15 protein-coding genes and 1 tRNA gene are annotated in these 16,961 nt (G+C 74.6%); 6 read left to right on the top strand and 10 right to left on the bottom strand.

All coding sequences use genetic code 11. The annotated features are described in order from the left end of the window. Window positions 1-250 precede the first annotated feature (250 nt). Entirely contained in the window at window positions 251-2,053 is a 1,803-nt protein-coding gene (locus ACZ7EC_RS05250; RefSeq protein WP_471058250.1) for a putative bifunctional diguanylate cyclase/phosphodiesterase, read from the bottom strand. A 323-nt stretch (window positions 2,054-2,376) separates the two neighbouring features. Here ACZ7EC_RS05250 and ACZ7EC_RS05255 point away from each other — a divergent pair, with 323 nt between their 5' ends. Beyond that, on the top strand, window positions 2,377-3,636 hold the full coding sequence (locus ACZ7EC_RS05255) for a M6 family metalloprotease domain-containing protein (RefSeq protein ID WP_471058253.1): 1,260 nt from the start codon (window positions 2,377-2,379) through the stop codon (window positions 3,634-3,636). A gap of 142 nt (window positions 3,637-3,778) precedes the next feature. Here ACZ7EC_RS05255 and ACZ7EC_RS05260 read toward each other — a convergent pair. The 7 genes from ACZ7EC_RS05260 to ACZ7EC_RS05290 form a co-directional block, all read right to left on the bottom strand. After that, window positions 3,779-3,852: transfer RNA gene (locus ACZ7EC_RS05260), tRNA-Lys, on the bottom strand. After that, window positions 3,843-4,385 (bottom strand): hypothetical protein, encoded by a 543-nt coding sequence (locus tag ACZ7EC_RS05265; protein ID WP_471058255.1) that lies wholly within the window; start codon window positions 4,383-4,385, stop codon window positions 3,843-3,845. Before ACZ7EC_RS05265 ends, ACZ7EC_RS05260 begins: the two co-directional genes overlap by 10 nt. Before the next feature lie 148 nt (window positions 4,386-4,533). Next, window positions 4,534-4,902, bottom strand: coding sequence for a hypothetical protein (locus ACZ7EC_RS05270; protein WP_085564885.1), 369 nt, complete (start codon window positions 4,900-4,902; stop codon window positions 4,534-4,536). Between the two features lie 293 nt (window positions 4,903-5,195). After that, entirely contained in the window at window positions 5,196-6,533 is a 1,338-nt protein-coding gene (locus tag ACZ7EC_RS05275) for an AAA domain-containing protein (RefSeq protein ID WP_471058257.1), read from the bottom strand. Then, window positions 6,530-8,119, bottom strand: a complete 1,590-nt coding sequence (locus ACZ7EC_RS05280) for a hypothetical protein (RefSeq protein WP_471058260.1) — start codon at window positions 8,117-8,119, stop codon at window positions 6,530-6,532. Before ACZ7EC_RS05280 ends, ACZ7EC_RS05275 begins: the two co-directional genes overlap by 4 nt. Then, entirely contained in the window at window positions 8,110-9,306 is a 1,197-nt protein-coding gene (locus ACZ7EC_RS05285; protein WP_471058262.1) for a hypothetical protein, read from the bottom strand. Before ACZ7EC_RS05285 ends, ACZ7EC_RS05280 begins: the two co-directional genes overlap by 10 nt. Next, window positions 9,203-10,135 carry a phosphatase PAP2 family protein gene (locus ACZ7EC_RS05290; RefSeq protein WP_471058265.1) on the bottom strand — a complete coding sequence of 311 codons (933 nt, stop codon included), beginning with the start codon at window positions 10,133-10,135 and terminating at the stop codon, window positions 9,203-9,205. The genes ACZ7EC_RS05285 and ACZ7EC_RS05290 overlap by 104 nt, the downstream gene beginning before the upstream one ends. A 237-nt stretch (window positions 10,136-10,372) precedes the next feature. On the opposite strand from ACZ7EC_RS05290, the gene ACZ7EC_RS05295 reads away from it, so the two are divergent. Then, window positions 10,373-10,969: a histidine phosphatase family protein gene (locus tag ACZ7EC_RS05295; RefSeq protein WP_471058268.1), complete on the top strand. Its 597-nt coding sequence runs from the start codon at window positions 10,373-10,375 to the stop codon at window positions 10,967-10,969. A 58-nt stretch (window positions 10,970-11,027) separates the two neighbouring features. Here ACZ7EC_RS05295 and ACZ7EC_RS05300 read toward each other — a convergent pair whose 3' ends face one another. Beyond that, window positions 11,028-12,503: a hypothetical protein gene (locus ACZ7EC_RS05300; RefSeq protein WP_471058271.1), complete on the bottom strand. Its 1,476-nt coding sequence runs from the start codon at window positions 12,501-12,503 to the stop codon at window positions 11,028-11,030. Window positions 12,504-12,769: 266 nt separating this feature from the next. Here ACZ7EC_RS05300 and ACZ7EC_RS05305 point away from each other — a divergent pair, with 266 nt between their 5' ends. After that, entirely contained in the window at window positions 12,770-13,177 is a 408-nt protein-coding gene (locus ACZ7EC_RS05305; RefSeq protein WP_471058273.1) for a hypothetical protein, read from the top strand. Window positions 13,178-13,211: 34 nt separating this feature from the next. Beyond that, the gene (locus ACZ7EC_RS05310; protein WP_471058276.1) at window positions 13,212-14,081 is read left to right on the top strand and encodes a spermidine synthase; all 870 of its coding nucleotides are present in this window, start codon (window positions 13,212-13,214) and stop codon (window positions 14,079-14,081) included. Window positions 14,082-14,109: 28 nt separating this feature from the next. Here ACZ7EC_RS05310 and ACZ7EC_RS05315 read toward each other — a convergent pair whose 3' ends face one another. Continuing rightward, window positions 14,110-14,634, bottom strand: coding sequence for a hypothetical protein (locus ACZ7EC_RS05315; RefSeq protein ID WP_471058278.1), 525 nt, complete (start codon window positions 14,632-14,634; stop codon window positions 14,110-14,112). Window positions 14,635-14,752: 118 nt separating this feature from the next. Here ACZ7EC_RS05315 and ACZ7EC_RS05320 point away from each other — a divergent pair, with 118 nt between their 5' ends. Both ACZ7EC_RS05320 and ACZ7EC_RS05325 read left to right on the top strand, forming a co-directional pair. Continuing rightward, window positions 14,753-15,460 (top strand): response regulator transcription factor, encoded by a 708-nt coding sequence (locus tag ACZ7EC_RS05320; RefSeq protein ID WP_471058281.1) that lies wholly within the window; start codon window positions 14,753-14,755, stop codon window positions 15,458-15,460. Then, complete coding sequence (locus ACZ7EC_RS05325; protein WP_471058284.1) at window positions 15,457-16,860, top strand: sensor histidine kinase; 1,404 nt, start codon at window positions 15,457-15,459, stop codon at window positions 16,858-16,860. Before ACZ7EC_RS05320 ends, ACZ7EC_RS05325 begins: the two co-directional genes overlap by 4 nt. Window positions 16,861-16,961 lie beyond the last annotated feature (101 nt).

Genomic DNA, 16,961 nt, shown 5'->3' on the forward strand with positions numbered 1-16,961 from the left:
GGATCTTGCCGGGGTCGCGGGGCCTGGTACGCACATCTGCGGCGTTGTCGTCGGTCGTCGACGCTCCGCGTCGACTCCCTCCTCCGCCTTGCATCTGCACGCACCAGCCCCCGCTCGGCTCGGCCGTAAGGCACCGCCAACTCAAGCCGACCTGATCCGGAAGAAAGGCCCTAGTTCCCGCGACACCGGACGTGCCGCTCCCGCGCGATGGCGGCGCGGCCGTCCTCAGGTGGTGGCGGCGCGGCCGTCCTCACGTGGTGGCGGTGTACGCCCGCGCTCCCAGCAGCTCGGAGATGCGGTCCGGCGGCACCGGGCGGGAGTACAGCCAGCCCTGGCCGGTGTCGCAGCCGATGCGGCGCAGCCGGGTGGCCTGGGCGGAGGTCTCCACGCACTCGGCGGTCACCGTGAGGCCCAGCCGGTGGGCCAGCTGGATCATCGCCTCCACGATCACCTCGTCGGCGGGGTTGGGTGCCACCCCCTTGGGCGGCTCCTCGTACTGGAAGCCGCGGACGAAGGAGCCGTCCAGCTTCAGCGCCGAGACCGGGAGCCGGCTGAGGTAGGCGAGGTTGGAGTAGCCGGTGCCGAAGTCGTCGATGGCGATGCGCACCCCCATGTCGCTCAGGGCCTGCAACGCCTGGAGCGGACGGCCCGCCGAGCCCATCACCGCGGACTCGGTCAGCTCCAGCTGGAGCAGATGCGGGGCCAGCCCGGTGTCCGCCAGGGTCTCCGCCACGTCCGCCACCAGGTCGGAGTCCCACACCTGGCGCACGGCCACGTTCACGCTGACGAAGATCGGCGGTTCGCCGGGGTGGGCCTGCTGCCAGCGGCGGGCCTGCCGGCAGGCGGTGACGAGCGCCCAGCGGCCGAGCTGCACGATCGAGCCGTCCTCCTCGGCCAGCCCGATGAACCGATTCGGCGTCAGCGTGCCGAACTGCGGATGGTGCCAGCGCACCAGCGCCTCCACCCCGGTCAGCCGGCCGTCCTCCATGCCCACCAACGGCTGGTATTCGAGGGCGAACTCACCGCGCTCGATGGCGGGCCGCAGGGTGGAGGACAGCGCCTGCCGGGTCATCCGGTGCGCGTTGCGCTCGGGGTCGAACAGCGTCCAGCGGCCCTTGCCGTCGGCCTTCGCCCAGTAGAGCGTCGTATCCGCCGCCTGCATCAGACCGGTCGCCGTGGTGCCCGCCGCATGGCGTTCCACGACCCCGATGGACGCCGTCAGCGACAGCCGCTGCCCGGCCAGGTCGAAGGGCTCCTGGAGGGCCGCGAGCGCGGACTCGGCGAGGTCGGCGAGCTGTTCGGTGCCGGTGGAGTCCTCCACCAGCAGCGCGAACTCGTCCCCGCCGAGCCGGGCCACCAGGGGGGTGGCGGCACGGGCGTACCCGGCGTCGTCGGCGACCCTGGTCAGCCGCTCGGCCGCGGCGGCGAGCAGCCGGTCCCCGACCCGGTGGCCGAGGGTGTCGTTGACCGCCTTGAACCCGTCGAGGTCCAGGTAGCACAGCCCGATCCGGCCGGTGCCGCCGCGCTCGTACGACTCCGCCTCCAGCGCGGCCGTCAGGCGCTCGAAGAACAGGGTGCGGTTGGGCAGCCGGGTCACCGGGTCGTGCATCTGCAAGTGCCGCAGCCGCGCCTGGAGTTCACGGCGGGCGCTGATGTCGGCGGCGGTCAGCAGCACGCCCGCCCCGCCGTCGGTCAGCGGGACCACGGTCAGCTGCACCCACACCGTGCTCCCGGCGGGACGCTTCAGCCTGCGGGTGCAGCGCAGTCTGGCCTGCCGCCCGCTCAGCACCTCCCGGTAGGCGTGCCAGGAACGGGCATCGGCGGCCAGGTCCACCAGTTCCGCGGCGGACCGGCCGGTGAGGGTGTCGCAGTCGGTGCCGAGCAGCTCGCCGAAGGCCGGGTTCGCGCGCAGGACGAATCCCCCGCGGTCCACGACGGCCATGGCGAGCGGCGCCGCTCCGAAGACACGGTCGTAGGTGATGTGATCACTGTCTGTGACGGCTGACCGGTCGAGGTCTGCCGCGGGCGTCGGCCCTTCGGACGTTCCGCTCACCGCTCGCTCCCGCAGTGCACTCGATCTCTGTCCGTGCCGGAAAGTGTGCCGATCATAGAGGCTGGCCCCAGGCCCTTCCAGCCATCATCCAGTGTCCCGGACCGGACGGACTTTCTGACAGATCGTTTCTGCCCGCACCTGGACGGGTTATTGAGCCCGTCGACCAGTTGTGACGTTCCGTGAGTGAATCAGGGATGACGAGCGCCGTAGTGCGCCGGGCGCCCAAATGGGGAGCGCTCACCCTTCTGGTGCAGACAAACAGGGCATCGAGTGGCGAAACCGAGCAACCTGGGTGCGGGTCTGTCGAACCGCGTCCGGAGGTCATGTCCGTGCCCCTGCTGCGCAGCACCGCCGCCGTGTGCACCACGTTGTCGGCGGTGGCCGCGACCTCGATCTTCACCGGCCCGTCGGTCGCCGAGCCCTTCTCCACCGCCCCCTGTGCCCTGCACCGCACCGAGGCCCACCACTCCGAGGGCGTCGACACCTGGGACTCCGACTACACCCGCCCCACCCGGACGCTGGACGCGGTGATGGTCTTCCTGTCCTTTCCGGACGGCACTCCGCGCACCACCCCGGCGGAGCTGACGGCCGACCACTTCCCGGAGACCAGCCGCTATTTCGAGCAGGCTTCCTACGGCAGGTTCACCCTGCGCCCGCATCCGCTGACGCACTGGCTGCGTATGCCCCGTCCCTCGACGGCGTACGCCATGCGGCGGGACTGGGCCGCCGAGGACCGGGCCGCCTATCTGAACGACGCCTTCAAAGTGGCCGACAAAGTCGTCGACTTCTCCCGCTACCAGGTGGTGTATCTGGTGGCCGACCCGGACGCGCCCGGCGTGGACTCCGACGCCACCAAGGTCGTCAACCTCGACACCCCCCTGCATGTGGACGGCACGGATGTCCGGCGCGTCGTCACGGTGTTCGAGAAGCATCCGCCGGACCGGCTGGTTCTCGCCCATGAGACCGGCCATGTCTTCGATCTGCCCGACCTCTACCACCGCCCGGCCGACGGCAAGGGCGACTGGGACACGCACGTCGGCGACTGGGACCTGATGGGCAGCCAGTTCGGCCTCTCGCCGGATCTGTTCGCCTGGCACAAGTGGCGGCTCGGGTGGCTGGACCCGCGTCAGGTGATGTGCGTGCGCGGTACCGGGCCGACCCGGATCACCCTGGAACCCCTCGCCGCGGGGCCCGGCATCCCGGTGCAGGGCACCGGCGGGGCGCCCGCGTTCGGGCTCGGCGGCGGGGTGAAGCTGGCCGTGGTGCGCACCGGGGCCGACAGCGCCCTCGCCTTCGAGGCCCGCACCGCCGCCGGCAACGACCGCGCCACCTGCCGCGAGGGCATCCTCGTCTACCGGGTGCGCAGCGGTGCGGCATCCGGCGGCGGCCCCGTCGAGGTCGTCGACGCCCATCCGCACACCTCGGCCTGCCCCGACGACTCCGTCTACCCGCCCCTGGCGGACGCTCCGGTGGCCCTGGGCGAGAGCTTCACCGTGCCGGGGCAGGGCGTGAAGGTCGAGGTGGAGGACAGGACGGCGTCGGGGGCGTGGACGGTGAAGATCACGCAGAGGATCAGGGGCTGACCTCCCGGCCGGTGTCCACCAGGTCGCCCTGAAGGGGGGTGTGGGGCTTCGCCACCCACACCGCGCGGCGGAAGCCGTACGAAAACAGCGATGGCGAGCTCGGACCGCGCTTCTTGCGGTCGAACTCGCCATCGCCATCGCGTGCGCCGCCAGGGACTCGAACCCCGGACCCGCTGATTAAGAGTCAGCTGCTCTAACCAACTGAGCTAGCGGCGCCTGCTGACGTCGTAGACCTTAGCATCCTGGTCGGCGGGAGGAAAAATCGATATCCGCACCGCCGACCGGGCCGCCCGTACCGCCGCCCACAGCAGCACCTCCGGGCCCGGCAGCCAGGGGTGACGCGCGTCCGGGGCGACCAGCCAGCGGGGGTCGGCCGAGGCGTCGCCGTCGGGTGCCGGGACGGTCACCGCGTCGCCCGTGCCGTGGCAGAGCAGGGGCGGTACGGCGGCGGCCCGGTGCGAGCCCCACTCCTCCCAGGCCAGCAGCGAGGGCAGCCGGTGGGCGGTGCCGGGGGCGCAGAACAGCAGCATCCGGCCACGGGACATCGCGACCGGGCCCGAGCCGGGGCCGTCGTCCCAGAGTCGGTCCAGCATCCGGCGGCCGAAGACGGCCGGGGCGCTGACCACGTCGAAGACGGTGCCGCAGGGCAGCACGGCCGGGGCGGGCGTGCGCTGCGGGTAGGTCCCGGCCGAGGCGAGCCAGGCGGCGCCGTCGGAGGTGACGCGGGTGACGTTCGGTGTACCGCTCATGCCGTACAGATCTACCGGCGGTGAGCAACCGGTTCTGCTGAGTTGCGGAAAACTGGGACAGGTGACGGTGGAGAGGAGTATCTTGCCCGCTTGGCATATGCCAGACGAGGATCACGTCGGCTTATCACACGGCGGATCGCCCGCGGGGTCACACGGGATCGGCGGTGGTCCGGCCCTCGCTGTTCCCGCGCATCAGGTCCCGGCCGAACTCGACCATGCGCTTGGCATAGTCCTCGGTCCACTCCGCGCGCTCGGCGATGTCGGCGGTGGTCAGCCGGTCGAACCGGCGCGGGTCGGCGAGCTGGGCCGCGGCGATGGCCTGGAACTCCACGGCACGGTCGGCGGCCGCGCGGAACGCCTGGGTCAGCTCCGTCGCGCGGGACAGCAGCGCCCGCGGATCCTCGATGGACTCCAGCTGGAAGAAATGCTCGGGATCGGCGGCCGCTTCCGCGGGCTCGAAGATCAGGGGCGCGGGGCGTAGCCGCGGTTCGTTCCGACGCGGCGTGGGCTCCGCCATGTCTTCATCTCCTCCTCGTACGGCCTTCCTGCCGGACCGGCGGGCTGCCGGACCACCGTCCATTGTCCCGCGTGCGCGCAAGGGCGCTTCCACGGTGAGGCCGCGGCCCCGGAGAGGGCTCACGGCCGCCAGGTCACCCGGTGTTCCGACAGGTGGGCCAGGACCGCGTGGTTCGCCTCCCAGCCGTCCGGGCTGTAGCCATCGGCCGCCTCCGGCGGCGTGCCGGACTCCGTCCGGCGAGCGAGGGGGTGGTGCTGGGCTGGGTGTCGGCCGCCGGGTGCCCGGTGCGTCGGTCATGGCCGCCAGGTCACCCGGTGTTCCGACAGGTGGGCCAGGACCGCGTGGTTCGCCTCCCAGCCGTCCGGGAACTTGACCAGCGTGCCCAGTTGGACCGGTTCGGTGGAGGGGTAGTCGTCCAGCAGGTCGGTGACGCCCTCGCGGCAGACCACGATGCAGGCGTGGCGGTGCCGGGAGGCCAGGACGCACAGGCGGCCGGTCTCCAGGTGGAAGGCGGTGGCGTCGGGGCGCCCGGAGAGCGGGTGCAGGACGACCGTGACGTCGTACTCGCGGCCCTGGAGCCGGTTCGCCGTGTCGACCGTCACGTCGCGGACGCCCAGCTCCGCCAGCGCGGAGCGCACCGCGGCCGCCTGGTCGCGGTGGGCGGTGCCGACGGCGATCCGGGCGGCGGTCAGCGGCACCGGTTCGGATGAGCCCTCGGAGAGCGCCGCGCCGCCCCGGTCCAGCAGGCGCCGGACCACCGCCGCGACCGCCCGCACCGCCTCCGGGTCGGTGCGCGGGGTGTGCCGGGCGGGCAGCTCCAGCAGGCCCCAGCCAAAGGCGGCCGCCTCGTCGATCACCCGGTCCGGGCCCGAGCCGTCGGAGGGCACCGCGAAGCCGAGCCGGCGGTCACCGGGCCCGGTGCCGCTGCGGAACGGGGTGTACGGGTAGAACGCGTCCGAGACCAGGGGCGCCGCGGAGGCCGGCAGCCGCCAGGAGACCGGCAGCCGGTGCTGCGGCAGCGTGGGGTTGTGGGCCAGCAGCGTGGTGACGGCGGAGGCCGAGGGGTCGTACGACAGCCCCGCCCACTGCTCGCTGCCGACGATCGCGAACGGGTCCAGCTGGCCGGGGTCGCCCACGAACAGCGCCCGCTCGAACAGGCCGGCGACCGCGAGCAGGGAATCCGAGCGCATCTGGTACGCCTCGTCCACGATCGCGTGCCGCCAGGGCTCGTCCACCTTCACATGCGCCCACTTCGCCGCCGTGGACAGCACCACCGGCAGCCCGGCGAGATCGGCCGCCTTCGCCGACGTACGCACCTGGGGCAGCTCGTCCAGCGCCTTGTCGTACGCGTCCGCGTCACTGCTGTGCAGTCGCCCCACCGGCAGCTGCGGGTTCTTCCCGGCGAGGCGCAGCACCAGGTCGTCCACCTGGGCGTTGGTCTGCGCCACCACCATCAACGGGCGCCCCGCGTCCGCGAGTTCCAGCGCCGCCCGCACCACCAGCGTGGACTTGCCCGCGCCGGGCGGCGAGTCGACCACCACGCCGCGCTCGGTACCGTGCAGCGTGTCGTGGAGGATCGCGTCCGTGGCGCGGGCGGCGGCGGCTTGGGGGTCCGCCTCGACGGTCGTCACAGCACGTCCTCCTCGGTGATCGGATCGGCGGCCTCCGCCACGGCCTCGCCGGGCGGTCCGCCGTGCGTCCACGGGGTCTCCTCCGGGTCGGGCAGCTTCGCCCCGCCGCGCTGCTCGTGCTCGAAGAGGGTGAAGCAGACCCGCTCGCCCTTCTCCGGCACCGAGCCCGGCTCCGGCTCCCTGCCGCGCCCCATCTTGTCGAGGACGCGCAGCACGACCGCGTCCTCGGCGGCCCGCTCCACGAACTCCGCCGACTGCGGCCGGCCGCCCAGCGACCGGTACACCTTGACGCGCTCCGCGAGCTGCGGCCGGTCGTCGGTGCGGACCGTCACCAGCGGGCGCGGGCTCGGCCGCTTGCCCTCGCTGTACGCCATGACGACCTCGGTGACCTCGCCCGCGAACGCCTCCCCGGCCAGCCGCCGCCCCGCCATCACCAGCGGATCGTCCAGCGCCTCCTGCGCCTCCAGCCGGGCCTGCTCCCGCTCGCGGGCGGCCAGTTTGTTCGCCGCCGTCACCGCGTCGTCCCGGCGCGGCTGCGGGGGCTCCCCGGCCAGCACCCGGTCCCGGTGCCCGGTGAACGACCAGCGGTCCCGCACCCAGCGCTCCCCGGCATGCCCGCCCTCCGGCAGCGCCCGCAGCAGGTCCAGGCCCCGCCACACCGCCTCCCAGGTGGGCCGGGTCTGGCCCTCGATCAGCTCGCGGATCTCCCGCTCGGCGCGGGTGAGCGCGGCGAGCCGGTCGTCGGCCTCCAGCGGGTCCTCGGCGGCGGCGAGGGCGGTGCGCGCCCGGTCGTACCGCTCGATCGCCGGGGCCAGCCGCTTGTTGTCGAACGCGGGGTCGGTGGCGGGACCGGCCGGCGGGCACCGCAGCTGCCCGGCCTCGTCGCGCGCCAGCTCCGCCGCCCGCGCGGCCTCGGCGCCGCTCATCCCCTCCGGGGGGTCGATCCAGGCCAGCAGCGCCCCCAGGTGCTGGTCCTCCAGGCCCGACTGGCCGGTCGCCCAGTGCCGGGAGAGCACATCGGTGAGGGCGAGCAGCAGCGCGGAGCCCGGCACGCGGGCCCGCTCCCCGTAGTGGGTGAGCCAGCGCCCGAGCAGCGGCACCCGCGGCGGCGCCGGATAGGGCGCCTCCGGGTCCTGTTCCGCGGTGCGGCGAAAGCGCATGGAGCGGCCGAGCAGCCGTACGAACTCCAGGCCGGCGCGGCTCGGCACGATCAGCTGGGGGGCGTCCGCGCACAGCTCCGTCTCCACCTTGACCCGCTTGCCGGTCTCCGGGTCGGTCTCGGTGCGCTCGGCGGCCTCCACCTCGGTGGCGTAGGAGTCGATGTACGGCAGGATCACGTCGGCCAGCTCGGCGAGGAACGCGAACCGCAGCTCGCGGTCGCGGGGCTGCGGTACGACCAGCAGCCGGGGCGCGTCCCGCTCGGTGCCGACCAGTGCGCCGAGCGGGGCGCCGGCCTCGCCCGCGGTGGTGAGCGGCACGAACACCAGCGGACGGCCGGACAGATGCCGGTGCCGCACGGTCGCGGCGGCCAGGGCCCGCCCGCTGCCGACGGCCTCCAGGCGGGCGAGGGTGTCGATCAGCGACATACGGCGGCCACCTCCCGGTTCCTGGCCTCCTGGAGGGCCTCGGCGCGCAGGGCCGCCGCCCGGCGCAGGGCCGCGACCGCCGGATCGTCCGGGTCGCCCAGCTCGCCGTGGGCCGCCGCGAGGACGTCTCCGACCGTGGTCAGGCCGCCCAGTTCGGCGCGCAGCGGCCGGCCGAGCGGGGTGACCGCGCCGGCCGCGCGGGCCCGCTCGCGGCAGTGGAAGGCCAGTTCGCAGGCGGACAGGCACTCGGGCGCGTAGGTCGCCGGGACCGCCGCCACCGCGGCCGTCAGCTCCTCGGGCTCCCGGTCGGGCGCGAAGCAGGTGCTCTCGGGCAGGGAGCCGGCGATCTCCTCGATCCGGGTGAGCCGGGCGAGCTGCCGCGCGGTGACCGCCCGCTGCTTGCGCACGTCCACGGCGGATCCGGCCGGCAGGTTCGAGAAGTCCTTGGGGCACACCAGCAGCACCCGGTGGCGCACCCGCGGGGCGGGGTCGAGCCGGGCGGCCACGTCCTCCAGGGCGAGCACGTACACCGCGGCCTGCCGGGCGGCGGCGCCCACCTTCGCCGGGTCCGCGGAACCGTCCAGCATCGGGAAGGACTTGATCTCCACCACGGACCAGCTTCCGTCCGGGTGCACCACCACCGCGTCCGGCTCCAGGAACGCGAGCGAGCCCGCCACGTCCAGGGCGAGCATCGGGTGGTCCAGCAGTGTCCAGCCGCCCGCGCGGGTGGCCTCGCGCAGCGCGAGGGCCGTACGCGCCGTACGGCCCTCGGGGCCGTGGGCGGTCAGGTCCGGCACCGCGGCGGACGCGGGAGCCTCGGCGGCCGGGTCGAGGCGGGAGTGCGCGAGGCGCAGCAGCTCGGCGCCGCCGTCGGCCTTCACCTTCGCCTCGAACGCGTTGCCGCGGGTCAGCGCGAACTGCGATTGGCCGAAGCCGGAGGGCGCCCCGAGCGCGCTCGCCAGCCTGGCCTTGTCCACCCCGGCGCCGTCCAGGATCGCCCGTCTGCGGCAGCCGGGGTTGGCGGCCAGCGCCGCGAGGGCGCGGGCGTCCAGGGCCTTCGCCGGTACGCCGGGGCCGCGCAGCTCAGCGAGCCGGTGCCGGAGCCCCGTCGCCCGCGTCCGTGGGGGAGGGGTCCGGCTCGGCTCCGGCGCCGGGCCGCGACTCGCGCTGCCGTGGAATTCGCTCACCCGCGGAAGTCTGGCATCCGCCACTGACAATCGCGGAACTTCCGGCCGCGGAGCCCTTGGACAGCCGGGCGCGGACCAGGTCGACGGCCCGCAGCACGCGCGGCGCGAGCAGGTGGCCGACGCCCATCACGGCGACGCCGGCGAGCGCGTCCAGCAGGTAGTGGTTGGCGGTGCCCATGACGACCAGCGCGGTGCCCAGCGGATAGAGCACGCCCAGGACCTTGGTGAGCCGGTTGCCGCCGTGCCGCCACAGCATCAGCCCGCACCACAGCGCCCAGCCGACGTGCAGGCTCGGCATCGCCGCGTACTGGTTGGTCATGCCGCCCAGACCGCGCGGGGCGCTGGCGTCGCCGCCCCACCAGCCGTACGCGCTGTAGTGGGCCATGGTGTCCACGAAGCCCTGGTCGGCGGCGAGCAGCCGGGGCGGGCAGGTCGGCACCAGGGTGAAGCCGATCAGTCCGATGAACGTGGACGTCATCAGCCAGGCGCGGGCCCGCCGGTAGTGCTCGGCGCGGTTGCGGAACAGCCAGACGAGGATCGCGGGCGTGACCAGGTAGTGCAGCGAGGCGTACCAGAAGTCCGCGGGTATCCCGAGCCAGGGCTCGCGGGTGAACAGGCGGTTGAGGGGGTGCTCGGCGTTCAGGTGGAGCAGCTTCTCGGCGCGCAGCAGGGCCAGGCCGTGGTCCACGGCGTCGTCGACGTCGCCGCGCACCAACAGGCGGCCGGCCGAGTAGCAGCCGTAGACCAGGACGAGCAGCGGCAGCTCGGTCCACCAGCGCAACCGGGTGCGGGGCGCCACCTCGGTGCCCGGTATCTCGGTCTGCGGCATCCGATCGCCCTCCCCCTTCTGCGGTACGGCCACCCGGCGGGCGACCGTGCCACTTTACGGTGTCCTTCCGCGGCCCACGCGGGTGCTCCGGGGTCGTCCGGCGGTGGGCGGCCCCGGCCCACAAAGACGCCGGGACCGGGGGCGGGGTTGCCCCACCGGGGTGAGCGATGATGGAGGGGCCGACTCTTGTCGTTCCCGTGGCGTCTTCTGGGCGTCCGTCTCCCGGAAAGGTCCCCCATGGCACCGCGCATCCTGCTGGCCCGGCACGGACAGACGGCGTGGTCGCTGTCCGGCAAGCACACCGGCAGGACCGATGTGCCGCTCCTGGAGGAGGGCCGGCACGGCGCGAAGCTGCTCGGCGAACGCCTGCACCGGGCGCCGCTGGACGGGCTGCCCGGTGTGGCGGTGCGCACCAGCCCGCTCGCGCGCGCGGCGGAGACCTGCGCGCTGGCCGGGTTCGGGGAGCGGGCCGAGACCTGGGACGCGCTGATGGAGTGGGACTACGGCGCGTACGAGGGCCTGACCCCGGCGGAGATCCAGGCCGTCCGCCCCGGCTGGCTGATCTGGCGCGACGGCGTCCCCGAAGGAGAGAGCGTCGCCGAGGTCACCGCCCGCGCGGACGAGGTCGTCGGCTGGGCGCGCTCCGCCGACCGGGACGTCCTCCTCTTCGCCCACGGCCACATCCTGCGCTCCCTGGCCGCCCGCTGGCTCGGCTTCCCGCTCGACTTCGCCGCCCGTATCCGCCTCAACCCGACGTCCCTGTCGATCCTGGGCTGGGCGTACGGCGAACCCGCGCTGGAGAGCTGGAACGACGTGGGCCATCTGGCGGGCTGACAGGGTCGTCCGGCGGGCCGGGGAGCAACACTCCTCCGGCCAGCCCCCGGCCCCTCGCTCAGGCTCCCGCCACTCTCGGATACGCCTTGTGCCGGTCGAGGAAATCCGAGACCCCGGCCGCCCGCCGGTGCGGCAGCAGCACCCGTGCCGTGCCCGCCAGCATCGTCTGGATGCGTGACGACTGCACCTGGTGCAGCAGCGACAGCACCCGCATCCCCGCCTCCGCCGCCTCGTCCGGCCGCCCCTCGCGCGCGAGGTCGTCCGCGAGCTCCGCCGTATACAGGGCGATGTTCCGGGTGAAGTGGGGGTCCTGGAGGTCCGCCGCCCGCCGGGCGTGCCGGGACGCGCGCGGCCAGTCGCCCAGCATGGACCAGCACTGCGCCTCCAGCCCCTCCAGTTCGGCCTCACCGTAGAAGCTCATCCACTCGGGGTCCGCGTCGGAGCGCCCCCGCGCGAACAGCGCCTGCGCCCGCGCGAGCGCCCGCGCGCAGCCGGTGCGGTCGGTCAGCCCCGCCCAGCCTCCCGCCTCCCGCAGCGCCAGCAGCGAGTTCAGCCGGTCGGAACCGAGCGACCGGGCCGCCCGCTGCGCGGCCTGCGCGGCGCGCACCGCCTCCCGTGGCCGGCCCGCGTCCCGCGCGAGGAACGCGGTGTTGCAGAAGGCGTGCGCCTCCAGCCCCTCGTCCCCGGTCATCCGGGCCGTGGCCAGCGCCTCCGCGTAGTGCGAGCGCGCGTCGTCGAAGCGGCCGGAGTCGTGCGCCAGCCAGCCCACGGAGATGGCGAGTTCACCCGCGCCCGCGTGCAGCCGCTCGACGGTGGCCTGCCGGGTCGCCCCGGCGTCCAGCAGCGCGTAGGCCGCGCGCAGGGGAGCCGCCGCGCCCCGGTAGAGGCCGTCCGCGCCGTGCCGGTCGTCCAGCAGCCGGATCCGGCGGACCGCCTCCTCCAGGGCCGTCGCCTCGGAGCCGCCGGGCCGGTGCGAGCGGCGGGGCGCGGGCACGGCGTCCGGGGCCAGCCGCAGGGGGCCCAGCGCGGCGGCGGCCACGGTGGCGCCCCCGCCGGTCATGAATGCGCGACGCAGCACGTCGCTCTCCTCGTGGTTCGGATGGTCGTACGGGTACGGCCCCTGGGGGCCGTACGCCTCGTGCGGGTCATACGGGTCGTGCTGGTCCGGCGGCTCCGACACGCCGCCGCTCGCCACGGCGGCGGCCCCCCGCACGGCGGGAGACGGCGTGGCCGTACGCGCCGCGCGGCCGCGGACGGTCGAGCGGGGCGCGAAACCGAGGTCGGCGAGCGTACGACCGGGGAACATGTGCAGGAACACCCGCTCGTAGGCGTAGTTCGGGCAGCGGATCTCACCTGCCTCGACCCGCCCGACGTAGCGCGCGTCACAGCTCACCCGCTCACCGATCTCCCGCGCGGCCCGCCGCACCAGCGCCGCGAACTCGGCCGGTGAGCGCCGGCCGCGCAGCCGCCGGAAGGCGAGGTTCGGCCGGGGTGGCCGTTCGGGCTGTGACGAGGTCACGGTAGACGACGCCATGGCCGGGTCCTCTCGTGCGAACCGTCGAACCATGCCGGTGCCGGGGCGGATTCGGGACATGGCGCCCGAGTGGTGCCCTGGTTCCGGCGAGCAAGAACGTACCGGCTGTGAGGGTCCCGCCACGCTGGGTTTGGCCACAAAAGCGGATATCTCATCCGTGATCTGCCATGAAGTGCCATCCTTTGCGGCGCACTTGTGCCGTAGCCGTTGACAGGATGGCGCGTTGAACGTGTTGACCGCGACAGTGCTGTGTGGTGGAGGCGGGCATGGAGACCAGCCAGAGCAAGAAACCGTGTACCCCGCCGCTGTCGCCCGCCTCGGGCGACACGGTGTGCGACCTGGTGACCGTACCGGCCCGGCAGGGCCTCGAAGCGGTCGACATCCTGCGGCGCGGTGCCGCGGACGCGGTCGGACCGGTGCTGCATGACGACGACCGCGACACCCTCGGCTTCCTGGTGCCCGCCGGCACGGCGGCCGGCTGGGACGTGCCGGGCAGCACCTGCACCGAGACCAACGGGCGCGGGCTGCGGCTCGCCCCCGAGCCCCCGGTCGCGGGCGCCGACTGGCTCCTGCCCCCCGGCGACGACGCCGACCTCGCCACCGACCCGGCCGTGCTGCGCGAGGCCCTCGGGGAGGCGGCGCGCCTGATCGAGGCCGCCGACAACTGCCGCTGACACGCATACCGCGGAGACCTGCGAAAATGGCCGGATGGGCAGGTCCAGGAACCCCCGGCGCGCAGCCGCCGCCGTCGCCGCCGTCGAGGAAGCCGTCGACGGCGGTCTCGCGCGGCTCGTCCCCGACCCGGACCGGGGCCGTGCCTGGACGCTGCTGATCGACGGGGCGCCCCAGTCGCACGTCGACCTGGACGACCCGGCGTATCTCTCCTTCGAGTACCAGCGCCGCCTCGGCCACGTCATCGACCTCGCCGCCCCGCCCGGCAAGCCGGTGCACGCCGTCCACCTGGGCGGCGGCGCCTTCACCCTCGCCCGCTACGTCGCCGCCACCCGGCCGCGCTCCACCCAGCAGGTCGTGGAGCGCGACGCGCGCCTGGTGCAACTGGTCCGCCGCGAGCTGCCGCTGGACGCCGGCGCCCGGATCCGGGTGCGCTCCACGGACGCCCGCGCGGGACTCGGCAAGGTGCCCGACGGCTGGGCCGATCTGATCATCGCCGACGTCTTCAGCGGCGCCCGCACCCCCGCCCACCTCACCTCCACCGAGTTCCTGGACGAGGTCCGCCGCGCCCTGAAACCCTCCGGGATCTACGCCGCCAACCTCGCCGACGGCCCGCCGCTCGCCCATCTGCGCGGCCAGATCGCCACCGCCGCCGCCCGGTTCGGCGAACTCGCGCTGATCGCCGACCCCGCCGTGCTGCGCGGCAAACGCTTCGGCAACGCGGTGCTGGTCGCCGCCGACCTGCCGCTGCCGCTCGCCGAACTCACCCGGCGCGCCGCCTCCGACCCGCACACCGCCCGCGTCGAACACGGCCGCGCGCTCACCGACTTCACCGGCGGCGCGCCGCCCGTCACGGACGCGGCGGCCGTGGACTCCCCGGCGCCGCCGCCCTCCGTGTTCCGCTGAGCGTTCCGCTGAGCCCCGGCCGGCCGTCTCAGTAGGTGCCGATGTCCACGTGCGGCGGGCCGTCGTGCCAGGCGCAGAACACCGACACCCGGTCCGTGCCCCGGCTGAACTCCACCCGGATCCACGTCTGCGTCTTCCACACCTGCATCGACCAGCCGGCCCCCGGCGTCGCCGAGACGAGCGTGGCATCGGCCGCGCCCAGCTCGAACACCGCACGGCCACCGTCGGTGTCGTACGCCTTGACCGTGCCGGAGGCGGTGGAAGGGGTGGGGGAGGGGCCGGGCCGGGAGCCGGGACCCCGCGAGGAGTGGCCGGTCGCCCCGGCGGAGCGGGACGGCGGCGGAGGCGCGGAGTGCGAGCGGGACGGCCGCGGGCCCGGAGCCGTGGCCGACGTCGCCATCGTCGTCGGGGCGACGGCTCCCCCGACCGGCAGCGCGCGCGGCGGGGCGGGCGCCGTCCCGGCCATCACCGTATGCACGCCCCACCACGACAGCGTGACCGCCGCGCCCGTCGCGAGCAGCCAGGCCAGTACGTGTACGAGTCCTCTGCGCATCGCGGTCCATCCTGCCCCACCGGTCGTGCGGGACCACCGGCCGGCGCCGGTTGTCCACAGCCGGGGAGTTGTCCACAGGCCCGCACCGGGTTCCCGCGCATGGCGTACGGTGCGGCGCATGGCAAGTCTGCTCGTGGTCGAGGACGACCAGTTCGTACGCTCCGCGCTCATCCGGCAGTTGACCGACGCCTCGCACACCGTGCGCTCGGTCGGTACGGCGCTGGAGGCGCTGCGCGAGGTCGCCCACCACCGTTTCGACGTGGTCGTCCTGGACCTCGGGCTGCCCGACCTGGACGGCTCCGAGGCCCTGAAGATGCTGCGCGGCATCACCGACGTGCCGGTCATCATCGCCACCGCGCGCGACGACGAGGCGGAGATAGTCCGGCTGTTGAACGCGGGCGCGGACGATTATCTGACCAAGCCGTTCTCCGTCGGCCACCTGTGCGCCCGGATCTCGGCGGTGCTGCGCCGCGCCCGCGCCACCGGCGGCGAGGACGCGCCCTCCCGCGTGCTGCGGGTCGGCGGCCTGACCGTGGACCCGCTGCGCCGCCAGGCCGAGCTGGACGGCACCCGGCTCGACCTCACCCGCCGCGAGTTCGATCTGCTCGCCTTCCTCGCCGCACGCCCCGGCGTCGTCGTCCCGCGCAGAGAACTGCTCGCCGAGGTCTGGCAGCAGTCGTACGGCGACGACCAGACCATCGACGTCCATCTGTCCTGGCTGCGCCGGAAACTGGGTGAGACGGCGGCCCGGCCGCGCTATCTGCACACGCTCCGCGGCGTCGGCGTGAAGCTGGAGCCCCCGGCGGACCCGGAGCCGCCGCGATGAGGTGGGCCCTGGTCAAGGTCTGCCTGGCGGTCACCACCATGGTCGTCGTCGCCTTCGCCGTGCCGCTCGGCCTGGTGGTCCGGGAGATGGCCCGCGACCGTGCCTTCGCGAGCGCCGAGCGGGAGGCCGCCGCCGTGGCGCCCGCGCTGTCGATCACCACCGACCGGGACGAACTGGAGCGCGTGGTGGCCGCCGCCGGCGCCGACTCCCACCTGGCCGTCCACCTGCCCGCCGAGGGCACCCGCGCCGCCCTCGACACCGGCGCCTCCCACGCCACCGGCCGCGACATCCGGGCGGTACGACGCCTCGGCCGGGCCTCCACCGCCACCGTCACCGGCGGCTTCGCCCTGTTGCAGCCGGTGGCGCTCGGCTCCGGCGCGATCGCCGTGGTCGAGGTGTACGTCCCGGAGTCCGAGGTGACCCACGGCGTCGGCACCGCCTGGGCGGTGCTGGCCGGCGTCGGCCTCGCGCTGATCGTCGGCTCGGTCGCCGTCGCCGACCGGCTCGGGGTACGCATGGTGCGGCCCGCGCGCCGGCTGGTCGAGGGCGCGCGGGAACTGGGCGAGGGCGAGCTGGGCGCACGGGTGCCGGAGGAGGGCCCGACCGAACTGAGGCTCGCGGCCGTCGCGTTCAACTCCATGGCCGACCAGGTCGTCCGGCTCCTCGCGAGCGAGCGGGAGCTGGCCGCCGACCTCTCCCACCGGCTGCGCACCCCGCTCACCGTCCTGCGGCTGAACGCCGCCTCGCTGGGCGCCGGACCGGCCGCCGAGCAGACCCGCGCGGCCGTCACCCAGCTGGAGCGGGAGGTGGACACCATCATCCGCACGGCGCGGGAGGCCAAGCCCCAGACGGCCGCGCCCGGTTCCGGCGCCGGGTGCGACGCGGCCGAAGTGGTGGGCGAGCGGATGGAGTTCTGGTCCGCGCTCGCGGAGGACGAGGGCCGCGCCTGGCGGGTGGCCGGGGTGGACCGCCCGGTGCGGATACCCGTGGCCCGCGCCGACCTGGCCGCGGCGCTCGACGCCCTGCTCGGCAACGTCTTCCGGCACACCCCGGAGGGCACCGCCTTCGCGGTGGACGTGCACCAGGGCGAGGACGCGGTGATCGTGCTGATCTCCGACGCGGGCCCCGGCATACCCGACCCCGAGGCGGCGCTGGCCCGCGGCCGGGGCTCGGGGACCACGGGCTCCACAGGGCTCGGCCTCGACATCGTGCGCCGGCTCGCCGAGTCCACCGGCGGCGACGTCCGCATCGGCGCCTCGGTGCTGGGCGGCAGCGAGATACGCATCCGCTTCCAGCGGGACGCGCGCGGGCCGCGGCGCCGGGGACACCGGGGTGCCGTGCGCCGGCGCGGGGCACGCCGGCTGGTCTCCACCTTTAACCGGCCCCGATCCCTTCCTTAAGCGAAGCCTAAGGACCGCAACGGCCGTCCGCATCAGACCGTTTGCCCGATTCCGGCTCGCTAGCGTGCTGCCGCACCACACACCCCCACACCCCCGCGACG

Source organism: Streptomyces sp. NPDC037203 (genome assembly GCF_055605065.1).

What these genes read in the sequence shown, in the direction of transcription:
- ACZ7EC_RS05255 (WP_471058253.1), top strand. Translation starts at nt 2,377, where the DNA reads ATGTCCGTGCCCCTGCTGCGCAGCACCGCCGCCGTGTGCACCACGTTG.
- ACZ7EC_RS05265 (WP_471058255.1), bottom strand. Translation starts at nt 4,385, where the DNA reads ATGAGCGGTACACCGAACGTCACCCGCGTCACCTCCGACGGCGCCGCC.
- ACZ7EC_RS05270 (WP_085564885.1), bottom strand. Translation starts at nt 4,902, where the DNA reads ATGGCGGAGCCCACGCCGCGTCGGAACGAACCGCGGCTACGCCCCGCG.
- ACZ7EC_RS05280 (WP_471058260.1), bottom strand. Translation starts at nt 8,119, where the DNA reads ATGTCGCTGATCGACACCCTCGCCCGCCTGGAGGCCGTCGGCAGCGGG.
- ACZ7EC_RS05290 (WP_471058265.1), bottom strand. Translation starts at nt 10,135, where the DNA reads ATGCCGCAGACCGAGATACCGGGCACCGAGGTGGCGCCCCGCACCCGG.
- ACZ7EC_RS05295 (WP_471058268.1), top strand. Translation starts at nt 10,373, where the DNA reads ATGGCACCGCGCATCCTGCTGGCCCGGCACGGACAGACGGCGTGGTCG.
- ACZ7EC_RS05300 (WP_471058271.1), bottom strand. Translation starts at nt 12,503, where the DNA reads ATGGCGTCGTCTACCGTGACCTCGTCACAGCCCGAACGGCCACCCCGG.
- ACZ7EC_RS05305 (WP_471058273.1), top strand. Translation starts at nt 12,770, where the DNA reads ATGGAGACCAGCCAGAGCAAGAAACCGTGTACCCCGCCGCTGTCGCCC.
- ACZ7EC_RS05310 (WP_471058276.1), top strand. Translation starts at nt 13,212, where the DNA reads ATGGGCAGGTCCAGGAACCCCCGGCGCGCAGCCGCCGCCGTCGCCGCC.
- ACZ7EC_RS05315 (WP_471058278.1), bottom strand. Translation starts at nt 14,634, where the DNA reads ATGCGCAGAGGACTCGTACACGTACTGGCCTGGCTGCTCGCGACGGGC.
- ACZ7EC_RS05320 (WP_471058281.1), top strand. Translation starts at nt 14,753, where the DNA reads ATGGCAAGTCTGCTCGTGGTCGAGGACGACCAGTTCGTACGCTCCGCG.
- ACZ7EC_RS05325 (WP_471058284.1), top strand. Translation starts at nt 15,457, where the DNA reads ATGAGGTGGGCCCTGGTCAAGGTCTGCCTGGCGGTCACCACCATGGTC.